Raw genomic sequence first — 25383 nt, forward strand, 5'->3', positions numbered from 1 at the left:
CGTCGTGCGAGAGACACGGCGGTCTCTCGCGGGTGTGGGTCGCGAAGAAGCGCCGAGGGAGAGATTTGAACTCTCGAGTCCGAATGGACAGTAGATTTCGAATCTACCGCCTTGGCCAGGCTAGGCTACCTCGGCTCGCAGTCCTACAATCGGTAGCCCTCGTTTAATCGGTTTCGGTTTCTGTGAGACGATTCGACAGTGCGACCGACACTCACGATGGGCCAATGGGTCTAAGTTCACCGAGAACGCCTGTCTGCACACATGGACATCTCCGACGCAAGCTCCGCCTGTGACCGGGTCCTCGACACGGTCAAAGGTGCGGTCATCGCAGACGACGAGTTCTTCGAGCGCATCATGCTCGGCGTTCTCGCCCGTGGTCACGTCCTCCTCGAAGACGTTCCGGGCACCGGAAAGACGCTCACCGCCCGCAGCATCGCGCAGGCGCTCGGCCTCAGTTTCTCCCGCGTCCAGTTCACTCCCGACCTGCTCCCCTCCGACGTCACCGGGACGAACATCTTCAACGAGCAGGACCGCAGTTTCGAGTTCTCCGAGGGCCCCATCTTCGCGAACATCGTCCTCGCCGACGAGATAAACCGCGCGCCGCCGAAGACGCAGGCGGCGCTGCTGGAGGCGATGGAGGAGGGTCAGGTGACCGTCGACGGCGAGACCCACCAGTTGCCAAAGCCTTTCTTCGTCATCGCGACGCAGAACCCCGTCGAACAGGAGGGGACGTTCCCGCTCCCCGAGGCGCAGGTCGACCGGTTCTCGGTGAAAACGGCCATCGGCTACCCGCAACTCGACGGCGAGGTCGAACTGCTGCACCGCCGCGCCGGGCGCGACACCCGAAGTCCGTCCGTCGAGCGAGTGCTCTCGCCGGACGAGGTGCTGGCGATGCGAGCGACGCCCGAGCGCGTCCGCGTCCACGACGATCTGCTGCGGTACATGGCCGAGATAACCCACGCGACGCGCAACGACCGCCGCGTCGCCGTCGGCGTCTCGCCGCGCGGCACCCAACGGATGTTCGAGACCGCCCGCGCCCGCGCCGTCTACGTGGGTCGCGAGTTCGTCACTCCCGACGACGTCAAGCGCGTCAGCCACCCGGTGTTGGCTCACCGCTTGGTGCTCACGCCGGACGCGAAGGTCTCCGACGTGGACAAAGGCGACGTCGTCGACGACGTACTCGACTCCGTCGACGTGCCGACCGTCGAGTTCGAAGCGCGATAACCGCCCCTCGACTCGGCGTCGACGACGCCGACCTCTCGTTTTCAGTCGCGGAGCGCCGCGACCAACGCGACGACGCCCAACAGCAGGAACACGAGCGCCGTCACCGGTTGTCCCCCACCGGCGGCCCGGTACGCGCCGTAGCCCACAGCGGTGGCGACCGCACCGACCGAGAGCGTCGACGCCGCGTGGACGAGTTCGACCCGAGTCGTGTCAGTCTCTCGTCCCAGTTGCTCGCCGAGGCCGATTGCGTTCTCGCCGACGTCCCACGCGAACACCGCCGCGAGCAGGCCGACCAGCAGTAGTTCGGGACCCGACCCGGCGACGCCACCGAAGACGACGGCGGCGAACAGCGCGACGCCGCCGGCGGTCACCGCCCGCCGCCCCCCGACGAGCAGTCCGACTCCGAGGACGACGACGCCGACGCCGGCGGCCGAAAGCGCCGTCGGCGAACTCAGCGCCGCCGCCAGCAGACAGACACCGGCACCGACCATCGAAAGCGAGACGCTCAGAAGCGCCGGCTTCCGCGTGATTTCGCTCACGACGACCACCGCTCCCGCGAGCGGGCGAGTTCGCTCGCCAGCGACTCGTCGCGCCAGTCGATGACGCGGATACCGGTCCGGCGGAGTCGGCTCATCCGGTTCCGTCGTTCGACGCGCGCGAGGCGACGGCCGGGCGTCTCGTCGGCCGTCGGGTCGGGGCTGACGACGGTGACGAGGTGGCCGTAGGCGTCGAGTCGCCGCGCCGCGGTGACGACGTAGTCGTCGACCAGCGGCGAGAACAGGATGATCTGTGCGTCCGCCGGGAGTCGGCGCTGCAGTCGGCGGAGTCGAATCGAGGGGAAGAACACCTCGTCCTCGGTTGGTGTGGGCGCGAGCGCCGGATGCGTCGCCAGCAGCCGTCGCCCTCGCGCGCGGTGGTCTTCGCCTGTCCCCGGCGACAGCCAGAGTTCCTCCGCCGCGAACGCCGCCAGTCCGACGCGGTCGCCGCCGTCGAGCAGCGCGACGAACGTCTCGCCGGCGGCCTCCGCGGCGCGTTCGACGGCGTTCGGCGCGTCCTCCTCCGGCGCGAGATACGACTCTTCGCGGGCGTCGACGAGTAACACGACCGTCGCCGCGCGCTCCTCGCGAAACTCGGTCGTCGCGAGTTCGCCGGTCCGCGCGAGGCGGTTCCAGTCGACGCGCTTGAGCGGATCGCCACGGCGGTAGTCGCGCGTCGAGGTGAACTCCAGTCCCGCACCCGCCACGTCCGTCGTGACACGTCCGGTGTACTGCGTCGTCAGGCCGCGAAGCAGGAGGTTCTCCGTCGCCGACAGCGTCGGTTCGCAGCGGAGCACTGTCTCGGTGTTCGTCTCCGTCACCCGCTCGTTGCTCCCGCTCGCGTTGCGGGCGATGACCCACATCGGCTCCCACTCGTGTTCGCCGCGAACCGCGCGAACCGCGTAGGAGAAGCGCGCCCGTTTGCCGGGTCTGAGCGCCGTTCCGAGTCGGGCGGTGCCGTCGGTGACCTCCAGCGCGGGCGGGACGCCGTCGACGAGACGGAGGTCGGGAAGCACCGCGTCGCCCGTGTTGCGGACCGTGACGGTGACGCGGACGGTGTCGTCGGGTTCGGGTGTCGTGTCGTCGAGTTCGCGCGACACCGTCACCGACGGCTCGGGAACGTCGCCACCGTAGGCGTAGGCGGCGTAGGCGATGCCCAGTACCCCGGCGAGCAGCAGCGCCGGTTGTCGCGGGGAGACGAGAATCGCGAGGCTGCCGGCCAGGAGCGCGAGCGCTTCCACGCCCGTCCAGCGGTTCGTCTCGAAGGCGCTCACCGTCTCCCCTCCTGAATCGCGTCGAGTTCGTCGATGACGTGGCGCGCGCTCCGCGCGAACGACGACTCGGTCCGGAACAGCGCCCGGAGTCGGGAGGCGAGCGACGGACGGGGCGGAGCGTCCTGCAGCGCCGCGGCCGCGACCGGGTCGTCGGTCCACGTTCCGTCGTCGAGTCGCGCCGCCGCCTCGTCGCGCGTCAGTCCGCCGTATCCCGTCAGCGTCTCCAGCGCCGCCTCGTGGAGGCGGTTCCGCAGCTGCTCGCGGCGGTGTGCCCGCCCCAACGACCGGTCGCCCACGAACTCGATGTCGAGGTCGTCGCCGGGCGTCGGTACGCGGTAGCGGAGTTCGGGGTCGTCGGTCGTCGTCGCGCGAAACTGCGTCTTACGACGCGACAGCCCGTATCGGACGCCCTGAACGAGCGCGAGAACGCCGACCAGCGTCACGACGAGGTAGTCGAGGTCGAACAGTCCGCCGAGTCCGCGGTTGACGACGACGGCGAAGCCGAACACCGTCGCGACGAGACCCACGAACGCGGTGGCGGTTCTCACCGACGCTCCCCCCGCTCGCTATCCGTGCCGTCCCCGCCCGTCGGACCGTCCTCGCCGTACGTCGACTCGATGCGCCGGAGGGCCGCGACGGCACGCTCCTCGCGGTCGGCCGTCACCGCACCGTCGCCGTAGCGGACGTACTCGAAGAGGTCGGTGAGTTCGCGCACGTCCTCGTGGGCCATTCCGGCGTTCTCGGCGGCGGCGGCGAACTCCTCCGGGGTGCTCGTCCGCGGGTTGTCGACGTCGAGCAGACCAGTCATCTCGGTCCACGCCCGGTACACCTCGTTGTCGGTGTCGGCGTCGGCTTCGATTCGGTCGGCCGCCCGTCCCGCCGCCTGTCCGAGAGCGGCGATGTCAGGCGTCGGGTCGTCGTCCGTGTCGGCGCCGTCGACGAGTTCGTCGTCGTCGCCGGTGGAGACGAAGAGCAGAAACACCGCGCCGACGAGGACGAAGCCGAGAACCGCGAGCAACAACAGCGACGGCGTCGTGAACGTCTCGCCCGTCCCGGTGAGTCCCGACGACCCGGACGCCCCGGAGAGCAGCGAACTGTTGTTCGTCCCGTCGCTGGTACTGAACCCGAACGACGACTGCGACGTGGCACACGACGTAAGCAACACGTAGAGAATGAAGACGAGACTCCCGAAGGAGACGGTGAACGCGAGGCCGAGGAGGTACGACCCCGTCCGATAGCGGGCGACGGCGTTCATCGCGACGAACGCGCCGACGATGGCGGGGACGACCCACCACTGCGTCAGCCACGGGACACAGAAACTGAGGAGCGGACCGTTCCCGTCCCCCTCACCGCCCAACGGCGGATTCTCGGGGGCCTGCTCGTCGTCGCCGCCGATGGCACCGCTGTCGGAGGTGCCGAGGCCGAAACTGCCGCCGTCGTCGGAGACGACCGCGGAGTCGAGCGTCGCGGCGGCGAGGGCGAGCGCGCAGACGGCGAGGGCGGCGAGACCGATCCGGAGGGCTGTCTCTCTCTGCACGACACGTGATAGCGTGACAACGCCGTATAGTGGTTGCGACACCGACTCGTCAACCAGAGACAACGAACTCGCGCCCGACGGCAGCGCGCTCAGTCGGAGGTCGCCGGTTCGAGGGCGCGCTCGTCGAGCAGGGGGAACGAATCGAAGTATCCCTCGTCGGTGCTCTCGGCGACCGCACCGTCGCGAGCGCCGTCGGCGACCGCGTAGCGGTACGCTTCGGTCCGGTCGTCGTCGCCGCCGAGCGGAACCATCGAGACGGCGGTTCCGTCGGGCGTCACCCGGACGAGGAGATACCCCTGCGGGAACGAGCAGGCGGCGGGCGTCGTCACCTGCGTCACACCGTCGGACGCCGCCGAACCGCCGCTGGCGCGACTCGCCGAGCCACCGACGCGAGCGGCTGTCGGCCAGTGAATGTGTCCCGAGAGCGCCAGTTCGACATCGGCCGCGTCGAGCGCTTCGACCACGGCGTCAGCGTTTCGGAGTTGGAAGTGGTCCGTCTCGGGGAACCGGTCGAAGAGACGACCGACGTGCGTCGTCGGGTGGTGAAAGACGGCGACCGTCGGCGTCTCGGGGTCGGCGGCGTCCACCAGCCAGTCGAGTTGCGCCTCGGAGATACGCCCCGCGTGGCCCTCACGCAGCGTTCCGTCGGCGTCGGCGGCGCTGTTGAGACAGACGACATCGAGGCCGCCGAGACGGGTCCGGTACGGGAGTTCGTCGGGACAGTAGGCCTCGACGAACGACGACAGCGGCGGCGTCTCGTGGTCGTCGAACGTCTTGGAAACGTCGTGGTTACCCGGCACGGCGACGTACGGCGCGTCGAGGTCGGAGAGAATCTCGGCGACGCGGTCGAACTCCGCCGGCGTCCCGTCTTTCGTCAAGTCGCCCGCGAAGACGAGTCCGTCGACGTCTCGGCGGTTCACGTCGGCGACGACGGCTTCGAGGCGGGACTCGGTCCGGTGAAACACTTTCCACGTCCCCTCGGCGTCGGCGGTGACGTGGGCGTCGGAGACGACGGCGAACGTCGTCTCGGGGGCTTTCGGTCGTTCGAGGTGCGCAAGTTGGGTTTCGCGGGTAGGGCCGGACATCGGTGTTCGGCGGGGCTAGTCCGTCAGGCCGGGTAAACACACCGGCCGCGTTCTATCCTCGCCGCCGTCGCGTACGGGTGGCTTCCCGAGACGGAGGGGTGCGAGTGAACTACCCTACTTCGCTCGGTCTGACGATCTCGCCGGGAGCCGCCTCGGTGATCGGGTCCGACACATGTCGCTCGCGTCCGTGAATCGGCGGGTCGACGGCGGGTCGACGGCGGGTCGAATCGACCGGTATTACCGGTTCTCGGTCGACGAGGCCACGAGAAACGTTCTCGAACCTTTCCGTTCGAGGTACAGTTCGACACCGCGTTCGCGCTGGCGGTCGATGCAGGCGGGAACCTCCTCGGCGGCTAGTTCGGTGATGTCGATGCACTTCCGCGACTGCTCTCGGTCGCCCCTCACGGCGATGCTCATACTCGTACATTCACGTTCAGTAACTTGTAGGCGAGCCTAGTAGAGTGAAAGTGAAACTGAACGACTGCGTCGGGGTCGACCGGTCGGGAAGAGCGAGTCAGAACTCCGAGAGCGCGGTCTGGTTTCGCTTCAGCGACCGGGCCTCGTAGTCCAGTTCCCCGGCGAGATAGTCGGCGAACTCGTCGGCGAAGCCGTGGTTCGTGTACACCTCTTCGGGGTCGGTCCGTGCGACTACGTCGACGAGTTCGGCGAAGTCGCAGTGGTCCGAGAGCGGAAACGTCTCGTCGTAGTCGCCTCGGAAGCGGAAACTCCGGTCGACGGCCCACCCCGAGACGCCGACCTTCAGCGCGCCCGTCTCCTCGACGATATCGTCGACGAACGCGAGTCGACTCGTCTGCGTCGGCAGCACGAGCGCGTCGCCGGCACCGAGTTCGACGTCGCGCGTGAACCGCGAGGCGTCGAACGACACGTCGAGGTGGCTCTCGATGACGGCGTTGATACGCGCGACGGCCTCCGTGACGAACAGCCGCGAGCGGTCGGAGCGCCCCGCGAGCAACTGGAGTTTCTGCGCCCGGCCGAGCGAGTAACCGAACAGCAAGACGGGCGTCTCGTGGGTGTCGTCGAGCCAGTCGACGAGTTCGCGCTCGATCTCGGCCTGCGGGGGAAAGACGTACTCGGGCTTGCCGTACGTCGACTCTATTATCAGCACGTCCGCGTCCGGCGGGTCGAAGCCGTCGAGGTAGAACCGGTCGCGCGTCGAGATGTCGCCGGTGTAGCAGTACCGCGTCTCGCCGTCGTCGACGACGGCGGCCGTCGACCCGGCGACGTGACCCGCATTCACGAGTTCGACCGCCGGATGCGGCGTCGGGGTCAGCGGCTCTCTGTCGTCGCGGCGGGCGTTCGTTAGCGCGGCGGTGAGCTCCGAACAGATCACGTCGCCCGGAGCCGAGCGGTAGAGGTGGTCGCCGTGGGCGTGGCTCAGCGCGTTTATCTCGCCGTCGACGTACTCGCTATCGGCGGCCACCGTCTCGCCCGTCGCAAGGTCGATGCGGATGCCGTCGGTGTATCTGACGCTGCCGGTCACTATGTACTGAGAGGTATCGAGAGGTAAAGTCGGTTCTGCCGGTTGGTAGGCCCCATTGGAAATCCTCAGCCGACGACAGACACATCGTGCCAAATACGGAGATTCTATTCATCAAATTATTCGAGTGGTGATATATGCCGTAAGGGAGGATGATCTACGAGCAGTTGAGATGTACTGACTTAGGCTTGTGAACGCTTCTGCACGCCCGCAATTAATGCTTATTTCCATGACCCGCGAAGAGTCAGTATACTCCGAACGCTGCTGTCGGTCATCGGTCTGGTAATGGTGTCGATTCCACGCAGGATCGTCGAAACTGCGGAGACCTTAGCGTTTGAGAACCCAGAGGACGCCATACTCCGTGGATGGACCATCCCGATGGCCCGCTTCGAAGGGATCGGGTACCTCCTCCTCGTCCGTCGGACTGGTTCCCTCTCGGGGGCCGTAGGTGTGATATTTGGCCTATTTGGATCAGCGGCGGCGGTCACACCGCGTCGGTACCTGGATTTTGGGTTGTCGCTCGCCTATGAGAATCCAGAAGACATCACCGTTAAATCGTGGGTGATCCCGGTGACGCGGGTGCTTGGAATTACTGCGTTAGTGCTGACGGTCGTGTCACTCCGCGGTGAGCGTGACGATTGATGCTGCGGAGGTGCTATGTCTGCGCATGAAGGCCGAGATCACCGCGTGACCGATCAGCAGAACCCCACCGACCAGAAACAGCGTCGGACTCTACTGTTCATTCACGTCACACTGTGAAGCGGTGGCCCTGAATACAAGCAAATCACCGAGCCCAGACATAATTTACTGAGGGCAGGATTCAGAGTCCCGTTTTGCGAGATACACGCCTTGTATTCAGCAGCCGGTGAGCGATCTTCTCAACTACTGTCAGTACTGGATTGCAAGATACAGAGGGTGTATTCAGCAACCACTCGCACTCGTCGGTGAGTACGCAGAAGAGGGCTACAGCGGAGTGCCGCATCGCCGTGTGGGAGCGCTAACGAAGGGGCGATCACCGATGCCGAGGACTCCCTGAGTGTAACTGGTGAGTGACTTGCATCGTCTGCACAGCAATCAGCACCTGCCGATAAGTCACTAGATAGCTTTCTTACACTCTCGATAGTAGTTATCGTGTCTCTCAATACCACTATCCGTGGCGCTGAGGGTCCAGAAGTATTCTCCATCGGGGGAATGGGGTAAGAAGCCATGGCAACAGCAGCAAAAGACGATAAAGAGGAGATCGAGCAACTACGGGGAACGCTTCGCGGTGATTTGATTCAACCCGACGATCCGAGGTTCGACGACGCGCGCGCCATCTACAACGCGATGATTGACAAGCATCCGCGGCTGATCGCCCGGTGTGCGAACGTTGCGGACGTGATTACAGCTGTGACCTTCGGACGCGACCACGATCTCGACACGGCGATTCGGAGCGGTGGCCACAACGGTGCCGGTCTGGGCACGGTCGACGACGGACTGGTCATTGACCTCTCGGAGATGACCGGCATCCGCGTCAATCCTGAAGCGAAAACCGTCCACGTTGAATCCGGCTGCACCTGGGGTGACGTCGATCATGCCACGCACGCCTTCGGGCTGGCAACGGTGAGTGGGGTGGTTTCGACGACTGGCGTCGGCGGGCTGTCCCTGGGCGGCGGTCACGGCTACCTCACTCGAAAGTACGGGCTGACCATCGACAATCTGCTGAGTGCAGATGTCGTGCTGGCCGACGGCCGTCTGGTTCACGCGAGTGAAGACGAGAACCCCGACCTGTTCTGGGCGCTGCGCGGCGGCGGCGGGAACTTTGGCGTCGTCACCTCATTCGAATTCCGGCTCTACCCGGTGGAGACGGTCATCGCCGGGCCGATGTTCTGGCCGATCGACGACCTTGAAGAGACCATGCGGTGGTACCGCGAGTGGTTGCCGGAGCAACCGGAGGACGTGTACGCCGCCTACGTGACTGCCGAGGTGCCGGGCGATCCCTTCCCTGAGGAACTCCACGGTGAGAAGGTCTGCGGGCTCGTGTGGTGCTGTCTCGAGTCGGAAGCGGAGACCGAAGCCGCGCTCCAATCGGCACGGGACGCCGCCGAGCCGATCTTCGAACACGTCGGAACAATGCCGTACCCGGCGCTCCAGAGCTTGTTCGACGATCTCCTTCCGCCGGGTGATCAGTGGTACTGGAAAGGTGACTTCGTGCGCGACCTAACCGACGAGGCCATCGCCGAGCATCAGTGCTTTGCCGAAGTGCCGACGCGACAATCAGGGATGCATCTCTACCCCATCGATGGCGCCGTCAACCGCGTGGACAGGGACGAGACCGCCTGGAGCCGCCGCGACGTCAACTGGTCGATGGTCATCTTCGGCGTGGATGGGGATCCGGCCAACCGCGATCTGATCACCGAGTGGGCCCATGATTACTGGGAGGCGGTCCATCCACACACGGCCGGCGGAGCGTACGTGAACTTCATGATGGAGGAGGGACGAGACCGGATTCGAGCCACCTACGGCGACAACTACGAACGACTGCAGGAGGTCAAGGCGAAATACGATCCGGAGAACTTCTTCCACGTGAACCAAAACATCGAGCCGGCGTCATGAGTCGCTTCGAGAGGGCCGAGCCGTCCCGCTCAGCGGGAGTACAGAGAGACCCATCCATGTCCGAGAGTAACCACCGGTCGTCGGTCGAAATCCGTGAGGCGGTCAGGGCCCTCCGCGCCGGTGATCCGGTGTTGATTCACGACGCCGCTGATCGGGAGGGAGAGACGGATCTCGTCTATCCCGCGTGGGCGGTCACACCCGCGGCCATCAAGCGGCTCCGTACTGACGCAGGCGGACTCGTCTGTGTTGCAGTGGCCGAGCGGGTGGCCCGGCAGTGGGATCTGCCGTTCGTTCAGGAGGCGCTCGATCACCCCGCGGCTGCGAACCACGACCTCGGGTACGACGAGCGCTCGTCGTTCTCATTGACGGTAAATCACCGCGATACCTACACAGGTATCACAGACAATGACCGCGCTCTGACCATCTCCACCATCGGGGCGACCGCTGCGGCCCCCGAGACGATCGACTTTCCGGCAACGTTCCGCACGCCCGGCCACGTCCACCTGCTTCGCGCAGCGCCCAACTTGCTGGCCGACCGGCAGGGACATACAGAACTCGGCATCGTACTGGCGGAGGCAGCGGCTCTACCACCGGCTGTGGTCGTCTGCGAGATGCTTAGCGACGAGACCGGTCGGGCACGATCGCCGGCCGCTGCGAAGGCGTACGCTAATCGTACAGGGTACCCTTACGTGGAAGGTAAACACCTTATCGAGCGATTCGGATAACGACTTCCGGTTCCATTACCTCTGGTGATGACTATGCCGTACATCTACTGTAACGGGGCAGACCTCTATTACGAGGACCACGGCCAGGGCCACCCAATCATTTTTCTTCACGGCGTGATGTGCAGTCTCAGGTTTTTCGAACTGCAGTTAACTGGCCTCTCGGACGAGTACTGCACAGTTGCCGTCGATTTCAGAGGGCACGGCCGGTCGGAGAAGACGGAACTCGGACACACCGTCGCGCAGTACGCCCGCGATCTCCATACCTTCCTCGAACAGCAAAACCTTGAGGATGTCGTCATAGTTGGGTGGTCGATGGGGGCCTTCGTTTCGTGGGATTACGTGGAACAATTCGGCACCGAACGGATACGAGGGCTGGTTGATGTCGATATTGAGGCGTCCCGGTTCCAGTAGGACGACTACGACTACGGACTTACCAACTTGGAGGGGCTAATAGATACGCTCACAGCGGTGCAGGGAGACCAGATGAGCTTCGCCGAACGCTTCACGGAGCAAGTCTTCTCGAACCCCACCACCGAGCTGAAAACGTTACAGCTCGACGAGACGTCTCGGACACCGGCACCGATCAAAAGCGCCATCCTATTCGACGCGCTCACGCGCGATTACCGGACCGTTCTCCCCGAAATCGATGTCCCGATGTTGGTGTGCGCCGGTACGACCGAAACACGGGGACCGGGGACCGTCGCGGCAGTGAGGCACGTTGCGGACCTCGTCCCGGACGCCGCGTTCGAACTCTTCGAAGCCAGCGGCCACTATCCGCCTCTTGAGCAGCCCGAGCGGTTCAATCGCGTCTTGAGTCAATTCGTAGACTCGCTGTGAGCGATACACCTCTGTATCTCGTATATCCCATGAAGACCCTCTAAAACAGTATCAGGAAGACCCTGCAAGATGTAGAGAGATCTTCGATAGCGGCCTCCGTATACTCGTCTCCGACTGTGTGAGGCAATCACGACGGGGTTTTCTCTTCGTGCCACCGCTGCATATGCTCGGCGTGGGTATCGAGGTACGCACCGGCTTTGAACTGTGCGTCATAGTAGTCTGTGTCAATATGGTGTGCCTGGACGCAACCGGGCAGCACCATCGTCGGCACCGTCCCCGGGAACTTCCCGTGTTTGTCGTAGACGTACTGGGCAATCTCACCGAGGCACTCGACCGTCTCGTCGTCGTATGGCTCGATCGAGCGCTTCACCGCCTCGCTGTCCTCCCACGGACCAGGTGTCGCCGGATCGTAGGTGCCGCCCGGACCGAACTTCCGCTCGACGAGTTCGTCGACTGCCGCGTGCATGTCCGGGTAGTACGGTGGACAGAGGCTCTCGTACTGGTCGTCGAGGCCCACTGGGTTTGGCGCGGTCCAGTCGTCATTGTCGACGAACCGGAATCCGAGCCCCTCAAGGTCGTCGCGCATCGGAGCGCCAAACAGGCTCAGCTCGTTGATCCCGGCGAAGTACAACCCACCCAATCCCATCGCCTGCATTGTGAGCACCATGTTGTGTGCCATGAAGGCTAACTCAGCACAGTTCTGTTCCAAGGTGGCGCGTTCGAGGAAGGACAGCGGGAACGCCTTCTCATCGTCTAACAACCCTGATTCGATGTACGGCCCGAGGTCGCCGGCCGGTTCACCGATCTCGTCATCCATGATTACGTAGCCGTTCTCGACGAACAGACAGAGGAGCGCCAGCATCTCTTCGCTGGCGTCACCGACGGGCATGAACAGCGTCGACCCCGGCGTATTGGTCCACCAGTGGTTCGGTTCGAGGATGTGGCCGGACTCGGCGGGAATGTCCACCCGCTCGTCGGCGAGTGTCTCTGTGTGTGCTCTGGCCACTACCAGAATGCGTTCGGCGTCGTCTTTGAGGTCCATTGCCTCGCGGAGCCGGCTTGGTTCGACGCTCCGGGTGTTCGTTAGGTATGTGCCGTCGTCGTCGGTATAGAACAGGACCGGTGTGCCGATCCCGGCCGCCGTCGGTGCCGTTCGACCGGTCAACCGGACAGAGAAGTCGGTGTGCTCGTCTGGCCGATGCGGGCCGAACGGAATCCCGTAGTGCCACCCACTCACCCCGGTCCCGGCAGCGACGAGGACCGATTGTTCGAGGTCGGATAACGGGAGCGGGTCAGCGTTCGATTCGAATGCTAGTGGCCCCGATGGGATCGACAAGCCGCGACCGAATCGGCGAGACCGTCGCCCAAAAATGGCCTGAAGTAGAGGATACTCGAACAGTTCGGTTAGGGATTGTGTGGCGTCAGGCATGATGAATCCTCGGTGTGTAACCGAGTATCGATTGTGGTGAGAGCACATACGGGTCTGGTGATGTTCTGTCTTGCATGGACGGGTTGACCTCCATCCTACTATGAGGTCCAGTCACATAATGTCATCTCGTGAAACATCTACAGGAGTTGAACAGGTTGTACTATTTTTCGAGGAAACGGTGTGCTATGCGTCGGTCCGCTCGTGAACGATATGCGTATTGTATTCAGCACGACCTCTGAAACCGATCACCGCGTGAGGGTTTCACCAGAGCCAGCCAGTACCATCTCTCCTGCTTACTGCTCGTCGTACAGCCGCTCGACTTTTGAGAGCGAGTCGACCTCCTCCGGCGACAGGTCGTCACGGAACTCCGAGAACCGGGGAAAGCGCAGGGCGTACCCCGACTCGGTCTCCGTGGATCGCTGTATCTCCTCGTACTCGACTTCGACGACGACCTCCGGGCGAACGCGAACCTCGCGGCCCCGTCGGTCGGTGACGAGCGGGTCGAGTCGATGCGTCATCTCCGCGAGCTGTTCGTCGGTCAGTCCCGAGAACATCCAGCCCACGTCGCGGAGTTCGTCGGTGTCGTCGTCGCGGCAGGCGAGGTGGAGGCGGCCGAGGAACTCGCTCTTTCGCCCCTCGCTCCACTTCGCGCCGACGACGACGAGGTCGAGCGGCTCCATCACAGGTTTCACTTTCAGCATGTAGCCGACCCGCGACCCGGGTTGGTACGCCGCGTCGAGGTTCTTCACCATGATTCCCTCGTGGCCCTGTGAGAGGGCGTCCTCGTAGAACTCGCGGGCCTCGGTTTCGTCGGCGGGTGCGATGGCGATCGCCGGTTCCAGCGCGCCGGAGCCGTCCGCGTCGCCGTCGAGACAGTCACCGAGCGTATCGACGCGCTCGCGAAGGGAGTCGTCGAGCAGCGACTCGCCGTCGACGTAGAGCGCGTCGAACAGATGCGTCACGACCGGAACGGACTCGACTAACTCCTCGATACGCTCCTCGCGCTTTATGCGCTGCGAGAGTTCCTGAAACGGGAGTGGTCGCCCCGTCTCGGGGCCGTATCCCACCGTCTCGCCTTCGAGGATGCAGTCGGTCGCGGAGACGCGCTCTCGGACCGCCGCGACGACCTCGGGGAACTGCTCTGTGACGTCTTCGAGACGACGGGTGAAGACGCGCACCTCGTCGCCACGCTTGTGAATCTGCGTTCGGAGGCCGTCGTACTTGTACTCGCAACGAACCGCCGCGGCGGTGGTCGTCTCGGACTCGTCTGTCTCCGTCTCCGCTCCGCCACCCACCTCCACGAGCGCCTCGTCGACGCCTTCGGCTTTCTGCGCGAGCATCACCTTCACCGGGCGGAACAGCGCCACGTCGAGCGCTCGAAGCCCCTCGACTCCCTCGTCTCGCGCCGTCTCCGCGACGACGCGGAAGTCGTTCGTCAGCTGGTGGGCGCGCTCGACCGCCGCGACGGCCTCGTCGTCCCCGTCGAGAAACGCCGCCGCGACGGCGTCGCGGACGGTCCCCTCGCCGATACCGAGGCGCATCGCGCCGACGATAGTGCGGACGACGTATCGCGCCTCGTCGGGGACGGCGCTCGTCAGCAGCTTCGCCACGCCGTCAACGCGACGGGACTGGCTCCCCTCGCCCGCGTACTCGGCGACGGAGACGAGCGTCTCGTGGACTGTCTCGACCGTCAGCGTCTCCGAGAACAGCGTCTGCTGACTTCGGTTCTCGACCGCCAGCGCCGCGGCGTCGCCCAGGTCGCCCTGTTCGCGCCACCACCTTTCGACCCGGTCGTCGTCGACGCCGGTCGCTTTCCGTATCGCCTCGCGGGTGAGACTGGAGGAGACACCGAGTTCGCGGCCGTCCCACGCCGGGAACACGCGTCCGCGGATCAGCGTGACGACGAGGGGCAGCTCCGCCTCGCTTGCGGCGGCGAAGCAGTCGGCCACCACGGCCGTCTTCTCGGTGGTGGAAGCGGTCGCTTCGAGGCGCCGGTAGACGTCGACGAGGGCGGCGTACTCCATCGGATCGACTACGGGCCGAAGCCGAATAAGGGCTCTCCGGGTGCGATCCGAGGCGATTCGGCTACGAGAGCTCGATGCGAGTGGTTTCCGATGTCTCTATCCGATTGTCGGCGTCTGTATCCCTGTGTCGGCGCCTGTATCCCTGCGTCTCTACCTGCGGACTGGTCACTCCAGCGATTCGGCGGCGTATTCGGCGACGTCGCCGGAACCACAGCACTGACAGCGCTCGTCGTCCGGGTCGAGCGTGGTTCCGCAGCGACGACACTCGTAGAGCGTCGCGTCGTGCGTCCCTCGTCCGACGACCGCTTTGACAGATTCGAACATAGATGGTGGTGGGGGAGTATCCGTCCCCTCTCAGTTGTCTGAGACTGCAGATGCATTAGAAAGTTTTCCATCCAGACTGAAAGTGATTACTGGGCCGCAGTCGTGCGATTGCGCGTATGAACGGTCCGATAAAAAGACGGCGTCCTCAATCGGCCCACGTCCACCGCGAGTCGAGGACGTACCGGTAGACGCCGCTGATGACGATGGCGACGCCGTTGGCGGGGAGATACGACACGTCGCGCCACGACACCAGCGCGTAGAGGATGGCGAGCTGTATCGGGATGGCGCTGCCGCGGACGAGGTTCGTCTTCACCAACCCGACGAGAAAGGCGTTGAGGCCGGTGTTCTGGAACGCCTGGAAGGTCCACGCGTTGTTCAGCACGTACTGGAAGACGATGGTCAGTTCGATGGCGATCGTCGCGCTGAACAGATAGTTCATCCCGGTCTGCTCGACGAACAGCCACAGCAACACCATCTGGATGCCTGCGGCGACGGCACCGACGATGACGAACCGACGCAGTCGGACGGCCATCGGTCCGTCGACGAGGGCGCGGAGCAGCGCTCGGACCATCGTTACCGATACCCGAGCGCGGAGAGGCGAGTCTCGACGGCGTCGTCGACGGTGCTCTCGTCGTCGGAGTCGGCGCGTTCGGGCTCGGTGGCTTCGGCGAGCCGTTCGGCGTGCTCGCGGACCGACTCGCGGAGGCGGGAGAGGACGGCGTCCGCCCCCGGGGTCGGGTCGGCCGCCCGGTCGGTCTGCTGGTCGGGGTCGCTCGGGCGGTGGTACAGTTCGGCCTCGCCGGTCGCCGTATTTTCGATGTACGTCCACTCGCTGGTTCGCACGCTGACGAGCAGGTCGCCGTCGTCGAGGCCGCGCGGAATCGGCTGCTGGGTCACGTCGTCACCGCGGACGGCGACCGAGATGACCGGTTCGTCCGCGGGGTCTGCGCCGTCTTCGACGCTCGAAACGAGGCTTTCGCCGGTCCACTCGGCGGGTGCGTCCACCCCGAAGAGGTCGCAGACCGTCGGCGGGACGGCGTCGAGGCCGACCGGTCCGTCGATTCGGTGGGGCGCTGCGCCCGGCACGTCGACGACGAGCGGGACGTGGACGAGTTCGTCGTAGAGCTTCGGGTAGTGCGCGAGGTGACCGTGTTCCTGAAACTCCTCGCCGTGGTCGCCGGCGACGACGACGGCCGTCGCGTCGCGCTGACCTGTCGCGTCGAGCGCGTCGAGAACCCGTCCGACGCTCGCGTCGACCTGCCTGACCGCACCTTGGTACAGCGTCCGGAGGTCCGCGAGCGTCCGGTCGCCGACCTCCCGGCCGAGACCGGTTCGCGTGTGTGCCAAGAGCATCCGGTGCGTGCCGAACACCGCCGAGGACACCTCGCGGATGTAGCGCGGTGCGGGGACGTAGGGTGTGTGGACGTCCATGTAGTGAATCCAGAGGAAGAACGGTTCGTCGGCGTCTTCGACGAACGACGTCGCCGCGCGCTCCACGTCGAGCATGCGCGACGTGTCGAGGAACGGGCGGTCGTCCTCGTCACGCCGCAGGCGCGAGGAGAGTCGCCGAAACGGCGACGCGGCGAGTTGCAACCAGCCCTCGACCGTCGGGTGGGCGGCGAGATACTGCCCGTAGATACTCGACCCGATGTCGGCGACGAACGCCTCGAACTCGTCGAATCCCTCGTCGTATCCCCAATGTTCGGTGAGAAAGCCGTTGGCGGCGTTGAACCCGCCGGTGGCGACGCCGGCGGTCGACAGCGTCTCGGCGAGCGTCGGCGTCTCGCTCACGCCGATGCGTCCCGTGTCCGCGAACGTCGGTCGAGAGGCGAGCAGACCGGGGAACGAGAACGGCGTCCAGTTGCCCGTCGCAAACGCGTGCTCGAACACCGTTCCGCGGTCGGCCAGTCCCTGTAGCACGGGAGTGTGCCGCTCGGCGTCGTACGGACTGATCGCGTCCGCACGGAGCGAGTCGACCGTCACGAGTACCACGTTGGTGAGTTCAGCGTCTGTCGTCATGGATAGCGAACCGTCTTGCCACAGACTGACGCCCCTTCGTCCGCCGCCCGGCGACTCTTTCGGTCGGCCCTCGGGGAGACGGTTCGGTCAGTCTCGAATCGGATGCGCCAGTAACGGCCCGTGTCTACGCAGGACATCCCCCTCACAGTTTCGGTTTCGATGGACTGTCTCGGATAGACGGTTCCGTCCCTTAGATGGCTCTAAACCGGCGCTCGTCTCCATTGCTCGCCGCACGACTTCACGACATGCGGTTGATATCACGGGCGCCGACCGTCTTCGGAGAGGCGCACACTCGGTGAGGCAACTACGTCCAGCCCTGGACTGTAGTACCGAACCGGTGCACCCGCCGGGCGGGCGAATCCGTTCGCTCGAAAGAGACTCTCGCGCTCGATGGCGGCGTCGGCCGGGTAGAGTGTCCACGGTTCGTGAGTGACGTCGGTGTAGCGGAGGCTCCCGTCGGACGCCTCGGTGTAGAAGCGGTGGCGTTCGGTGAGAAACGCCGCTAGTGGGTCGTCGGTCGACGAGAACGGCTCGCCGGTCGGCCAGTACGTCGCCCGGTAGTGGGCGGGTCTGTCGCCGGGGTGGAGTCGCCGACTCCGAAACCGGACGCAGTCGTCGTCCAGTTCGAGCGAAATCCGGGCGTAGTAGTACGGGAGGTGGTGGAACACGCGCGCGCCGAGGACGCTCAGAACACCCTGCGCGTCGAGGCTGAAGAAGTACACCGCCGGGTCTCCCTCGTGGGTGACGTACGTCCGGAGGTTCAGTTCGGGAAGTGGGACGCTCGCCCACCGGGGCAACCCTCTCGGGCGGACGTTCACGTTGGTGAACGGCACCACCGAGAGCCACCCGGAGCCGTCGTGTTCGTCGACGGCGAGCGACTCGGGGAGATGGGACGCGAGGTGGTCGGCGTCGACGCGCCAGTTGTCGAACAACAGATGTCGCCATCCCATCGCTAGCGGGAGAACCATACTCGAACGTACACCTCTTCGATAGTAAACGTCGGCGGTGTGAGCGACCGAACGACGCCGGGAAGACGGCGTATTGGACGGGGCGACACGCTACGATTATGGCCGGAATATCTGGACACAAATCAACCGTCCGGGCAAGTATCAACATTTCCCGTAAGTTCAACATATGAAACTGGTAGGAAATTATATGTAGATTGTGTGAAAGTGTCTATCGTGACACATCACAACAGGCGGACGTTTCTGAAGTTCACCGGTACAGCACTCGGCGGCCTCGCGCTCGGCGCGGGGACGGCGGCGGGCGCGACGGGGGCCGACGAGCGGTTCCTCGTCGACCTGCGCGAGGTTTCGCGCGCCGAGGTCCCCGACGACGTCGAAATCATCCACGACCTCTCGGAGGTCGACCTGCTGGTTGCGCGCGGTGACGCCGCCGCCGTCGGCGGAGCGCCCGCGACGACGCCCGACGTGACGGTGTATCAGGCCAACGGCGGGGTCGCCGCCGAGGCGAGCGGCCCGAAGGCGAACAACGAGAACAGCGCGAGCCACAACCACGACGGTCCGGCGACGAACACCGAACTCCAGTGGGACAAGCGCGTCCAGAGCGTCGGCGACCTGACCGACAAGCCCGGCGGCGGCAAGTTCATCCACGACGTGACGAAGGGCGCGGGTACGCGCGTCGCCGTCGTCGACTCCGGCGTCTACGACGGTCACCCGGACCTCGCCGACGTCGTCAACCCGGAACTGTCGGCGAACTTCACGACCGACGGGATGGACTTCCGCCCGAACGGCGCGGGCGACCACGGGACACACGTCGCGGGCACCATCGCGGCGACGAACAGCAACGACGGCCCCGCCGGCGGCGTTCTCGGCACGGCCCCAGAGACCGAACTGCTCTCGCTTCGCGTCTTCTCGGGCGTCGAGGGCGTGACGGGCGACACGCTCGCCGCGCTCGTCTACGCGGCCAATCAGGGCTGTGACGCCGCGAACATCAGTCTCGGCTATCCGGCACCGTACGTCGACCCCGAGGAGTATCCGGAGCTGATCGCCATCCAGGAGGCGTACCGACGCGTCGCCGAGTACGCCCGCACCCAGGAGATGATCATCGTCAACTCCGCCGGCAACGACGGCCTCGACATGGACGCCGAAGGAATCCTGAGCCTGCCGACCGAAGTCGAGGGCATCTTCGGCGTCTCCGCGACCGGTCCCATCGGCTTCGGTTGGGGCGAGAAAACCGACGACAACGAGGAGAAGTGGCTCACCGGCGACCGCCTCGAAGAGCCGACGACGGACCCGGCGTTCTACACGAACTACGGCAGCGCCGTCGACGTCTCCGCCGGCGGCGGGGATGCCGACCTCGACGCGCTCGACGGCGGCGTCGAGGGCGCAGAACGTGACCTCGTGTTCTCGACGGTCAACGTCGTCGAGGAGGACGGCTCCGCCGTCCCCGGCTACGGCTGGAAAGCCGGCACCTCGATGGCCGCGCCGCAGGTTTCGGGTGCCGTGGCGCTTGTTCGCTCGCTGCGACCCGACGCCAGCGCCGAGGAGGTCGAGGCACTCATCATGGAGACGGCGAGCGACGCCGAGGGCGGCGAGACGTACCACGGCGCGGGCCACCTCGACCTGAAGCGACTGGTGAAGGCGGCGGAGTAGTCGAACTACCCGGCAGGCCCGCTATCGGTCGGTTCGCACGTCCGAGGATTCGAGTTCCTCGACGCGCCGTTCCAGTTCTTCGAGACGCTGTTCGATGCTCGGGGACTCCTCGTCGTCGACAACCGTCTCTTCGAGCCGATTCACTCGATGGACTAATCCGCTGAGCGGCCACTCCGTCCGTTCGGAGGACATGCCCGCGAAATCCTCCGCCTCCGCGCCCAGCACGTGGCGTTCGAGCGTCTGCACTCGTCGTTCCAGTCGGTCTCCGTCGCTTATCGTTAGGGTCTACGCGTCTCGAGTGGATGTATCTTAGACCGGCGTCGACGATGTGGATCAAAACGGAGTGGGGGAGTTGGTTGGATGAGAACTTCGACTTCTCTCGTTTGGCGAACGCCAACGGCGGTGGTTCAGAATCGTTCGTATAGCGCACTCGTTACGATAGTAGCTCTCGAATCGACAGATTCGTGCGTCTCGATTATTTGTTGCGATAGAGACTGAAGGAGAAATTCCACCATATATTTGATGGAATAAATTGTAGACATAATCGTTGAAACGATGAGCGTCATTCAGGAGTCGAGCGCGAAGGCGGAGGCAGTCGCACCAAGTCAGGTAGTCGTCGAACGGGTCGCCGCTTCGGAGGGAGTCGCGCAGACGGAGCTCGTACCACTATACGAGGCCGTCGACCCCGAAGCGTTAGATGTGCTCGCCGAGACCGGAAGAGACGGCGATTCCGCGCTCTGGATCGAGTTTCCGTACCATGGGTACGAGGTGACCGTCACCAGCGAAGGTGCGGTCCACATCGACAAGGGCGCGGAGTTCCGGAGCTAAACTGGTGGGCGAGCGCTACGAACTGAACTGTACCGACTGCTCGTTTCGGAGGACAGTAAGGGGAGAGTACACGGAAGTGTTAGCTGTCATTGAGGCTCACAGGAAGGAACAGTGCGCCGGTCCTGCGGAGCATTTCGTCAACGTCCATCGCCTGAGTGGTAGCGAATAGTACGTCCGCATCGCTGTTGAGCACGTTCGTCGCACTTCCGTACGGTCGAATCGGGTATCCAGCTTCTGAGGGTCCAGGAGAGTTCGTCGGGTGCTCGCGACGACCGCACCGACTCCGAGAAATCGCTCGTCGCCGGACCGCGCAGCGATCAGATTCCCAGTCGCATCCCCCTCGTGACGAAGATGATTCCGAGCATCACCGGCTCGTTGAACAGACTGATGAGTGGTACTCGTTTCCCGAGCGACGCGAGCGCGTCGGGTCTGGGGTAACTTACTGTTAGTCGGAAACACCTCCGTCTACCCTACAGAGATTACTTATCGGAACTATCGGAAATTACCCGGTTCCGTTTATTATCGTTCCCGCAGAAGAGTGCTGACAAGCATGATAAACGATGCTCGCGTGCTGCAACCCGAGTTCATCCCGCAGGAGATCGAGCATCGTAATCAAGAGACGAACGTCCTCTCGAACGCACTCAAACCGATTATGGATGGTCAACCTGGCGAGACGTCGCTCTTACTTGGACCGTCCGGTGTTGGGAAAACGTGCATCGCGCAGTTCACCGTCGAACGACTCCGAGAGAACGTCCTCGACATCAATACCCAGTACATCAATTGCTGGCAGGACTACACTCGGTTTCGTGTGCTCTACCGCATTCTCGAAGGAATCGACCAGACGGTAGACATCCACCGGCGCTCCACACCACGGGACGAACTCCTGACTCGTATCCAGGAGTACGACGGACCGCACTATGTCGTCATTCTCGACGAAGTCGACCAACTCGAGGACAAAAGTGTCCTCTACGACCTCTATCGCACGCGTAAGATTACGATGGTACTCATCGCCAATCGTGAAGAGGACCTATTTTCGATGTTCGATGAACGCTTGACGAGTCGTCTGCATGGGAGCGTCCGAGTTGAATTTGAGAGGTACCACCTCGATGAACTCGTCGCAATTCTCGCTGCGCGGGCACGCTGGGGATTATCGGAAAGCGCTATCGGAAATCAGCAACTTGCACTCATTGCCGACGCTGCAGCTGGTGATGCGAGAATCGGAATCAGTATCCTCCGCAACGCTGCGCGACTCGCAGATCAGCAGTCTCACAACACGATCTCGAACGAGGTTCTACACGAGGCTGTCCCCGATGGACGCGAAGAGATCCGGCGCTCAACCGCCGACAAGTTACGTGAGCATCAGCGCGTCCTCTACGAAATTTTGCTCGATAGGGGTGAGATGAGTCCGGGTGATCTCTACGACGAATACTGCGAGCACGTCGACGAACCGAAGACGAAGCGAACCGTCCGCAACTACCTCCAGAAGATGGAGCAATACCGACTCATTGTCGCCCAGGGCGAGAAGCGTGCGCGGACCTACAGACCTCGGAAGGAAGCATCCTGAAACGCACTATCGGAATTTCGGAAACGGCCCTGTCTTGGTTATGACACAAAAGCCGCCTAGGTTCTCCTGTGATGTACCAGCCAACCAACGACCAACCGATACTCCCGACGCTAAAGGACGGGATGACACTCTTACAGGCGAATCGCAGAGCGACAGGTGCGTTACAGTCGCTCGTTCTTGATCACCTCCTACTGGAGGATGGGGACGCAGTCTGGGTCGACGCTCGTGGAAACGGAACGACCCAGCAACTGTGCCGAATCGCACCGAATATGAGAGTACTCGACCGGGTTCACATCGCTCGGGGGTTCACACCGTGGCAGCACTATAGCCTGCTAACGGACCTCTCAGATGAGATCACCAACGACGCGTCGCTTGTCGTCCTTCCGGAGTTCGACTGGTTCTACCGGACCGACGACCTCCGACGCGGCGAGGGCGAACGGATGTTTTCGGAGGCGGTCTCGCGAGTTGCGGAGTTGCTCGACGATGTCGAGGTACCGATCCTCCTCACGCTCTCGGAGAGAGACGGACTCATCGAACCACTCCACGACGCAGTTTCGGAAACGGTCGAGTGTGAGCTGACCAAGTACGGTCCACGATTTTCAGGCGACTCGTTCGAGACGCTCGTCTACCCACTCGAGAACGGGATGGTCCAGACAACGATCGCGTATTGGAACCAGATTCTCGCCGCCCGTCACCCGGCCGTAATTCCGGCGATGACATCACCGGAGGTGACCACCGTTGGGGCGAACTAATCCGACGTACTGTGACATGGTTCGGGCGACCGAGAACCGGTGGTCGGACTACCGGCGAGCGCTCAGACACGGTGACCAACCGCACTTTGACCAGTTGTTCGAGCACGCTCGCGCTCACGCGGATGCCGGTGGGTATCTCAACCACCAGTTCGTCGAGATTCCGATTCTGTTCTCCATCGCACTCGAACAGGAGAAGCGAATCGCGGCGCTCGAAAGTCGGATGAACGTCCACGAATTCGTTGAGTGACCATGCCGTTCAAATTCGACTATCTCGACAGAGACGTGCTCAAGTGGTCGCTGACGCCCGGCGGCGCGGAGTTCACTCGGGACTCCTCGTACGATCCGACGATATACGTCTCAGCGCATGGCGACGGCAACCTCGAAGAGATAACGGAGGTTCTGCGTCGACATCCGAAGGTCACGCTCGCGCACTTGGTAGAGGAGCGAACCGGGTTCAGACACGACCCGGAACCAGTACTGCGCGTCAATGTTGTCGGCTTGGATGCAGTTACCGATGTTGCACACGAAGTCAGGGGGTGGGGAAAGCCCGGAGAGTATCGGTGTTACAACGTCGATTTGAGTCGAGAGTTCAGATACTGTCTTGAGGAGGACGTGTCGCCGATACCGAATCGGGACCTCTCAGTTCTCGATGTTTCGATTCCAGAGCTACAGTTGTCTAGTGGTCAGATTACGACGGTCGAATTAGGCGACGAGGAGGTGAGTGGGACACGAGAGGATGTCCTCGAAGCGGTGAGCAATCGGCTCAGTACCGATGATCCCGACATCCTCCTCGTCAACACAAGCAAGGTGATTCCGAAGCTGTACGAGCAAGCTAACCAAGTCGGGAACCGAGAGTTCGATTTGAGTCGTCTCTCCGGCTGGCAGCAACTCGCGAGAGAGTCGACGTATACGAGTTACGGAAAAGTCGGTCATTCACCAGCACGATACAACCTCCCTGGACGGGTGATCATCGACCGCTCGAACACGTTCATGTGGAACCAGACGAATCTCGACGGCTGTCTCGACCTCGTCGGACGGTCGGGGAAACCGCTTCAGGAGCTAGCTTGGTCTTCTATCGGCAATATCCTCACAGCGATTCAAATCCGAGAGGCGCGGAAACGAGGTGTGCTGGTTCCGTGGAACTCCTGGCGACACGAGCAGTTCAAGACAATGCGCCAGTTGCACGAAGCCGACCGCGGTGGGTTCACGTTCGCTCCGAAAGTCGGCCTGCACGAAGATGTCCACGAACTCGATTTTTCATCGTTGTACCCAAACATCATCGTCACTCGCAACGTGAGTCCCGAGAAGATTCGCTGTGAATGCCACGCCGGTCGAGAGGACGTACCGGGGCTGGGTTACTGCATCTGCGACGAGCGAGGATACCTCCCGGACGTCCTCGAACCGCTCATTGAAGACCGCGACGCAATCAAGGCCGAGCTTCGCGAGACAGACGATCCGGTGCAAGAGAAGGTACTGGAGGGGCGCTCGAACGCCATCAAGTGGATTCTCGTCTCCTGCTTCGGCTATCAGGGATTCTCGAACGCGAAGTTCGGCCGTATCGAGTGCCACGAGGCGATCAACGCGTTTGCTCGTGAGATTCTGCTCGACTCGAAGCAGGTGTTCGAGCAGAACGGCTGGGAGATCGTCCACGGTATCGTTGACAGTATCTGGGTTCGCCGGATTGAGGATGAGACGCAAACGCCGCTTGAGGAACTCGCCGAGCGGATTACTCGCGAGGTCGGGATTCGGTTGGAGTACGAGGCAGCCTACGACTGGATCGCGTTCGTCCCGATGCGTGACAGCAACGCTGGTGCGTTGACGAAGTATTTCGGGAAGGTTGCTGGCGAGGACGAGTACAAGTATCGAGGTATCGAGTGCCGCCAGCGCAGCACACCGGACTTTATCGAGGAAGCGCAGAAGGATCTGGTTCGGGTACTCGACGAACATCGAGAACCGGAGATGGTCTGCGACCGACTGAAGCTGTGGGTCGAGCGCCTTCGGCGCGGTGGCGTCGAACCGGAACACCTCCTCATCAACAACCGAGTCTCGAAACGCGTCGACGAGTATTCGCAGTACACGCGGAACGTCGCAGCGCTCGAACGGGCCGAAGGACATGGCCTCAGTCGAAGTCCGGGCGAGAGCGTCTCTTACGTCGTCGTCGGCGACGACAAACGGTCGAGAGATCGAGTGGCGCTGGCACACGAAGACCTTACTGAGTACGATGTCTCGTTCTACGAGACGCTACTGCTCCGGGCAGCGGAGAGCATTCTCTCACCCCTCGGATGGCGTCAGTCTGCTATTGAGAATGCGCTGTCAGGGTCGCAGGATTCGAAGCTCTCGGCTTTCGAGAGTTGGTGAACGTGCAACGAAACTTCGCGACTACTGCAACACAGAACTTCTTCGTTAAGCTCTCAGGCAGCGTAAGTATGTCGAGTGAACCAACCATGGCATTCCAGATGGTTACTTGGACCGAAACCAAGCGACTGGATCGCCTGTCGGTCCGGACGTATTTCCAAG

General features: G+C 63.4%; 26 protein-coding genes and 1 tRNA gene. 12 read left to right on the forward strand and 15 right to left on the reverse strand.

Going from position 1 to position 25383, the window contains the following annotated elements; all coding sequences use genetic code 11:
* Nucleotides 1-50: 50 nt before the first annotated feature.
* Nucleotides 51-135: transfer RNA gene (locus tag LAQ74_RS11160), tRNA-Ser, on the reverse strand.
* 126 nt (nucleotides 136-261) lie between these two features.
* On the opposite strand from LAQ74_RS11160, the gene LAQ74_RS11165 reads away from it, so the two are divergent.
* Nucleotides 262-1224 (forward strand): AAA family ATPase, encoded by a 963-nt coding sequence (locus tag LAQ74_RS11165; protein ID WP_224332623.1) that lies wholly within the window; start codon nucleotides 262-264, stop codon nucleotides 1222-1224.
* Between the two features lie 41 nt (nucleotides 1225-1265).
* On the opposite strand, the gene LAQ74_RS11170 is transcribed toward LAQ74_RS11165, so the two are convergent.
* From LAQ74_RS11170 to LAQ74_RS11200, 7 genes are all read right to left on the reverse strand, one after another.
* Nucleotides 1266-1763: a DUF7519 family protein gene (locus LAQ74_RS11170; protein ID WP_317987371.1), complete on the reverse strand. Its 498-nt coding sequence runs from the start codon at nucleotides 1761-1763 to the stop codon at nucleotides 1266-1268.
* Nucleotides 1760-3034 carry a DUF58 domain-containing protein gene (locus tag LAQ74_RS11175; protein ID WP_224332625.1) on the reverse strand — a complete coding sequence of 425 codons (1275 nt, stop codon included), beginning with the start codon at nucleotides 3032-3034 and terminating at the stop codon, nucleotides 1760-1762. Before LAQ74_RS11175 ends, LAQ74_RS11170 begins: the two co-directional genes overlap by 4 nt.
* A complete protein-coding gene (locus tag LAQ74_RS11180; RefSeq protein WP_224332626.1) occupies nucleotides 3031-3582 on the reverse strand; it encodes a DUF7269 family protein in 552 nt (183 codons plus the stop codon). Before LAQ74_RS11180 ends, LAQ74_RS11175 begins: the two co-directional genes overlap by 4 nt.
* Nucleotides 3579-4571 carry a DUF4129 domain-containing protein gene (locus tag LAQ74_RS11185; RefSeq protein WP_224332627.1) on the reverse strand — a complete coding sequence of 331 codons (993 nt, stop codon included), beginning with the start codon at nucleotides 4569-4571 and terminating at the stop codon, nucleotides 3579-3581. The genes LAQ74_RS11180 and LAQ74_RS11185 overlap by 4 nt, the downstream gene beginning before the upstream one ends.
* Nucleotides 4572-4660: 89 nt before the next feature.
* Nucleotides 4661-5656: a metallophosphoesterase family protein gene (locus LAQ74_RS11190; protein ID WP_224332628.1), complete on the reverse strand. Its 996-nt coding sequence runs from the start codon at nucleotides 5654-5656 to the stop codon at nucleotides 4661-4663.
* Nucleotides 5657-5893: 237 nt separating this feature from the next.
* A complete protein-coding gene (locus LAQ74_RS11195; RefSeq protein WP_224332629.1) occupies nucleotides 5894-6073 on the reverse strand; it encodes a hypothetical protein in 180 nt (59 codons plus the stop codon).
* Nucleotides 6074-6170: 97 nt separating this feature from the next.
* Nucleotides 6171-7157: an MBL fold metallo-hydrolase gene (locus LAQ74_RS11200; protein WP_224332630.1), complete on the reverse strand. Its 987-nt coding sequence runs from the start codon at nucleotides 7155-7157 to the stop codon at nucleotides 6171-6173.
* A 282-nt stretch (nucleotides 7158-7439) separates the two neighbouring features.
* On the opposite strand from LAQ74_RS11200, the gene LAQ74_RS11205 reads away from it, so the two are divergent.
* From LAQ74_RS11205 to LAQ74_RS11225, 5 genes are all read left to right on the forward strand, one after another.
* Nucleotides 7440-7796 carry a hypothetical protein gene (locus LAQ74_RS11205; RefSeq protein ID WP_224332631.1) on the forward strand — a complete coding sequence of 119 codons (357 nt, stop codon included), beginning with the start codon at nucleotides 7440-7442 and terminating at the stop codon, nucleotides 7794-7796.
* A gap of 564 nt (nucleotides 7797-8360) precedes the next feature.
* Nucleotides 8361-9749, forward strand: coding sequence for an FAD-binding oxidoreductase (locus LAQ74_RS11210; RefSeq protein ID WP_224332632.1), 1389 nt, complete (start codon nucleotides 8361-8363; stop codon nucleotides 9747-9749).
* Entirely contained in the window at nucleotides 9746-10474 is a 729-nt protein-coding gene (ribB, locus tag LAQ74_RS11215) for a 3,4-dihydroxy-2-butanone-4-phosphate synthase (protein ID WP_425498483.1), read from the forward strand. The genes LAQ74_RS11210 and ribB overlap by 4 nt, the downstream gene beginning before the upstream one ends.
* A gap of 33 nt (nucleotides 10475-10507) precedes the next feature.
* Nucleotides 10508-10885: an alpha/beta fold hydrolase gene (locus LAQ74_RS11220; protein WP_224332633.1), complete on the forward strand. Its 378-nt coding sequence runs from the start codon at nucleotides 10508-10510 to the stop codon at nucleotides 10883-10885.
* 72 nt (nucleotides 10886-10957) lie between these two features.
* The gene (locus tag LAQ74_RS11225) at nucleotides 10958-11311 is read left to right on the forward strand and encodes an alpha/beta fold hydrolase (protein ID WP_224332634.1); all 354 of its coding nucleotides are present in this window, start codon (nucleotides 10958-10960) and stop codon (nucleotides 11309-11311) included.
* A gap of 127 nt (nucleotides 11312-11438) precedes the next feature.
* Here the strand turns inward: LAQ74_RS11225 and LAQ74_RS11230 are convergent, their stop codons facing one another.
* The 6 genes from LAQ74_RS11230 to LAQ74_RS11255 all read right to left on the reverse strand — a co-directional run bounded on the left by LAQ74_RS11230 (nucleotide 11439) and on the right by LAQ74_RS11255 (nucleotide 18075).
* The gene (locus LAQ74_RS11230) at nucleotides 11439-12740 is read right to left on the reverse strand and encodes a hypothetical protein (RefSeq protein WP_224332635.1); all 1302 of its coding nucleotides are present in this window, start codon (nucleotides 12738-12740) and stop codon (nucleotides 11439-11441) included.
* A 293-nt stretch (nucleotides 12741-13033) separates the two neighbouring features.
* A complete protein-coding gene (locus LAQ74_RS11235) occupies nucleotides 13034-14764 on the reverse strand; it encodes an ATP-dependent DNA ligase (RefSeq protein ID WP_224332636.1) in 1731 nt (576 codons plus the stop codon).
* Nucleotides 14765-14929: 165 nt separating this feature from the next.
* Complete coding sequence (locus LAQ74_RS11240) at nucleotides 14930-15088, reverse strand: hypothetical protein (protein WP_224332637.1); 159 nt, start codon at nucleotides 15086-15088, stop codon at nucleotides 14930-14932.
* 145 nt (nucleotides 15089-15233) lie between these two features.
* Nucleotides 15234-15659: a GtrA family protein gene (locus LAQ74_RS11245; RefSeq protein WP_224332638.1), complete on the reverse strand. Its 426-nt coding sequence runs from the start codon at nucleotides 15657-15659 to the stop codon at nucleotides 15234-15236.
* A 2-nt stretch (nucleotides 15660-15661) separates the two neighbouring features.
* Entirely contained in the window at nucleotides 15662-17107 is a 1446-nt protein-coding gene (locus tag LAQ74_RS11250; protein ID WP_224332639.1) for a sulfatase, read from the reverse strand.
* Between the two features lie 257 nt (nucleotides 17108-17364).
* The gene (locus LAQ74_RS11255) at nucleotides 17365-18075 is read right to left on the reverse strand and encodes a YqjF family protein (protein ID WP_224332640.1); all 711 of its coding nucleotides are present in this window, start codon (nucleotides 18073-18075) and stop codon (nucleotides 17365-17367) included.
* A gap of 213 nt (nucleotides 18076-18288) precedes the next feature.
* Here LAQ74_RS11255 and LAQ74_RS11260 point away from each other — a divergent pair, with 213 nt between their 5' ends.
* Nucleotides 18289-19722, forward strand: coding sequence for a S8 family peptidase (locus tag LAQ74_RS11260; protein ID WP_224332641.1), 1434 nt, complete (start codon nucleotides 18289-18291; stop codon nucleotides 19720-19722).
* A 21-nt stretch (nucleotides 19723-19743) separates the two neighbouring features.
* On the opposite strand, the gene LAQ74_RS11265 is transcribed toward LAQ74_RS11260, so the two are convergent.
* Entirely contained in the window at nucleotides 19744-19968 is a 225-nt protein-coding gene (locus tag LAQ74_RS11265; protein ID WP_224332642.1) for a hypothetical protein, read from the reverse strand.
* A gap of 309 nt (nucleotides 19969-20277) precedes the next feature.
* Here LAQ74_RS11265 and LAQ74_RS11270 point away from each other — a divergent pair, with 309 nt between their 5' ends.
* From LAQ74_RS11270 to LAQ74_RS11290, 5 genes are all read left to right on the forward strand, one after another.
* Complete coding sequence (locus LAQ74_RS11270; RefSeq protein ID WP_224332643.1) at nucleotides 20278-20550, forward strand: HalOD1 output domain-containing protein; 273 nt, start codon at nucleotides 20278-20280, stop codon at nucleotides 20548-20550.
* A gap of 550 nt (nucleotides 20551-21100) precedes the next feature.
* A complete protein-coding gene (locus tag LAQ74_RS11275) occupies nucleotides 21101-22114 on the forward strand; it encodes a Cdc6/Cdc18 family protein (RefSeq protein ID WP_224332644.1) in 1014 nt (337 codons plus the stop codon).
* Between the two features lie 269 nt (nucleotides 22115-22383).
* Entirely contained in the window at nucleotides 22384-22866 is a 483-nt protein-coding gene (locus LAQ74_RS11280; protein WP_224332645.1) for a hypothetical protein, read from the forward strand.
* The gene (locus LAQ74_RS11285) at nucleotides 22853-23113 is read left to right on the forward strand and encodes a DUF8156 family protein (RefSeq protein WP_224332646.1); all 261 of its coding nucleotides are present in this window, start codon (nucleotides 22853-22855) and stop codon (nucleotides 23111-23113) included. Before LAQ74_RS11280 ends, LAQ74_RS11285 begins: the two co-directional genes overlap by 14 nt.
* Nucleotides 23114-23115: 2 nt before the next feature.
* A complete protein-coding gene (locus LAQ74_RS11290; protein WP_224332647.1) occupies nucleotides 23116-25224 on the forward strand; it encodes a type B DNA-directed DNA polymerase in 2109 nt (702 codons plus the stop codon).
* Nucleotides 25225-25383: the final 159 nt, after the last annotated feature.

It is taken from the genome of Haloprofundus halobius (assembly GCF_020097835.1).
GTDB lineage: Archaea > Halobacteriota > Halobacteria > Halobacteriales > Haloferacaceae > Haloprofundus > Haloprofundus halobius.

What these genes read in the sequence shown, in the direction of transcription:
- LAQ74_RS11230 (WP_224332635.1), bottom strand. Translation starts at nt 12,740, where the DNA reads ATGCCTGACGCCACACAATCCCTAACCGAACTGTTCGAGTATCCTCTA.
- LAQ74_RS11165 (WP_224332623.1), top strand. Translation starts at nt 262, where the DNA reads ATGGACATCTCCGACGCAAGCTCCGCCTGTGACCGGGTCCTCGACACG.
- LAQ74_RS11195 (WP_224332629.1), bottom strand. Translation starts at nt 6,073, where the DNA reads ATGAGCATCGCCGTGAGGGGCGACCGAGAGCAGTCGCGGAAGTGCATC.
- LAQ74_RS11270 (WP_224332643.1), top strand. Translation starts at nt 20,278, where the DNA reads ATGAGCGTCATTCAGGAGTCGAGCGCGAAGGCGGAGGCAGTCGCACCA.
- LAQ74_RS11190 (WP_224332628.1), bottom strand. Translation starts at nt 5,656, where the DNA reads ATGTCCGGCCCTACCCGCGAAACCCAACTTGCGCACCTCGAACGACCG.
- LAQ74_RS11205 (WP_224332631.1), top strand. Translation starts at nt 7,440, where the DNA reads ATGGTGTCGATTCCACGCAGGATCGTCGAAACTGCGGAGACCTTAGCG.
- LAQ74_RS11250 (WP_224332639.1), bottom strand. Translation starts at nt 17,107, where the DNA reads ATGACGACAGACGCTGAACTCACCAACGTGGTACTCGTGACGGTCGAC.
- LAQ74_RS11275 (WP_224332644.1), top strand. Translation starts at nt 21,101, where the DNA reads ATGATAAACGATGCTCGCGTGCTGCAACCCGAGTTCATCCCGCAGGAG.
- LAQ74_RS11220 (WP_224332633.1), top strand. Translation starts at nt 10,508, where the DNA reads ATGCCGTACATCTACTGTAACGGGGCAGACCTCTATTACGAGGACCAC.
- LAQ74_RS11280 (WP_224332645.1), top strand. Translation starts at nt 22,384, where the DNA reads ATGAGAGTACTCGACCGGGTTCACATCGCTCGGGGGTTCACACCGTGG.
- LAQ74_RS11255 (WP_224332640.1), bottom strand. Translation starts at nt 18,075, where the DNA reads ATGGTTCTCCCGCTAGCGATGGGATGGCGACATCTGTTGTTCGACAAC.
- LAQ74_RS11235 (WP_224332636.1), bottom strand. Translation starts at nt 14,764, where the DNA reads ATGGAGTACGCCGCCCTCGTCGACGTCTACCGGCGCCTCGAAGCGACC.
- LAQ74_RS11240 (WP_224332637.1), bottom strand. Translation starts at nt 15,088, where the DNA reads ATGTTCGAATCTGTCAAAGCGGTCGTCGGACGAGGGACGCACGACGCG.
- LAQ74_RS11245 (WP_224332638.1), bottom strand. Translation starts at nt 15,659, where the DNA reads ATGGTCCGAGCGCTGCTCCGCGCCCTCGTCGACGGACCGATGGCCGTC.
- LAQ74_RS11225 (WP_224332634.1), top strand. Translation starts at nt 10,958, where the DNA reads ATGAGCTTCGCCGAACGCTTCACGGAGCAAGTCTTCTCGAACCCCACC.
- ribB (WP_425498483.1), top strand. Translation starts at nt 9,746, where the DNA reads ATGAGTCGCTTCGAGAGGGCCGAGCCGTCCCGCTCAGCGGGAGTACAG.
- LAQ74_RS11210 (WP_224332632.1), top strand. Translation starts at nt 8,361, where the DNA reads ATGGCAACAGCAGCAAAAGACGATAAAGAGGAGATCGAGCAACTACGG.
- LAQ74_RS11290 (WP_224332647.1), top strand. Translation starts at nt 23,116, where the DNA reads ATGCCGTTCAAATTCGACTATCTCGACAGAGACGTGCTCAAGTGGTCG.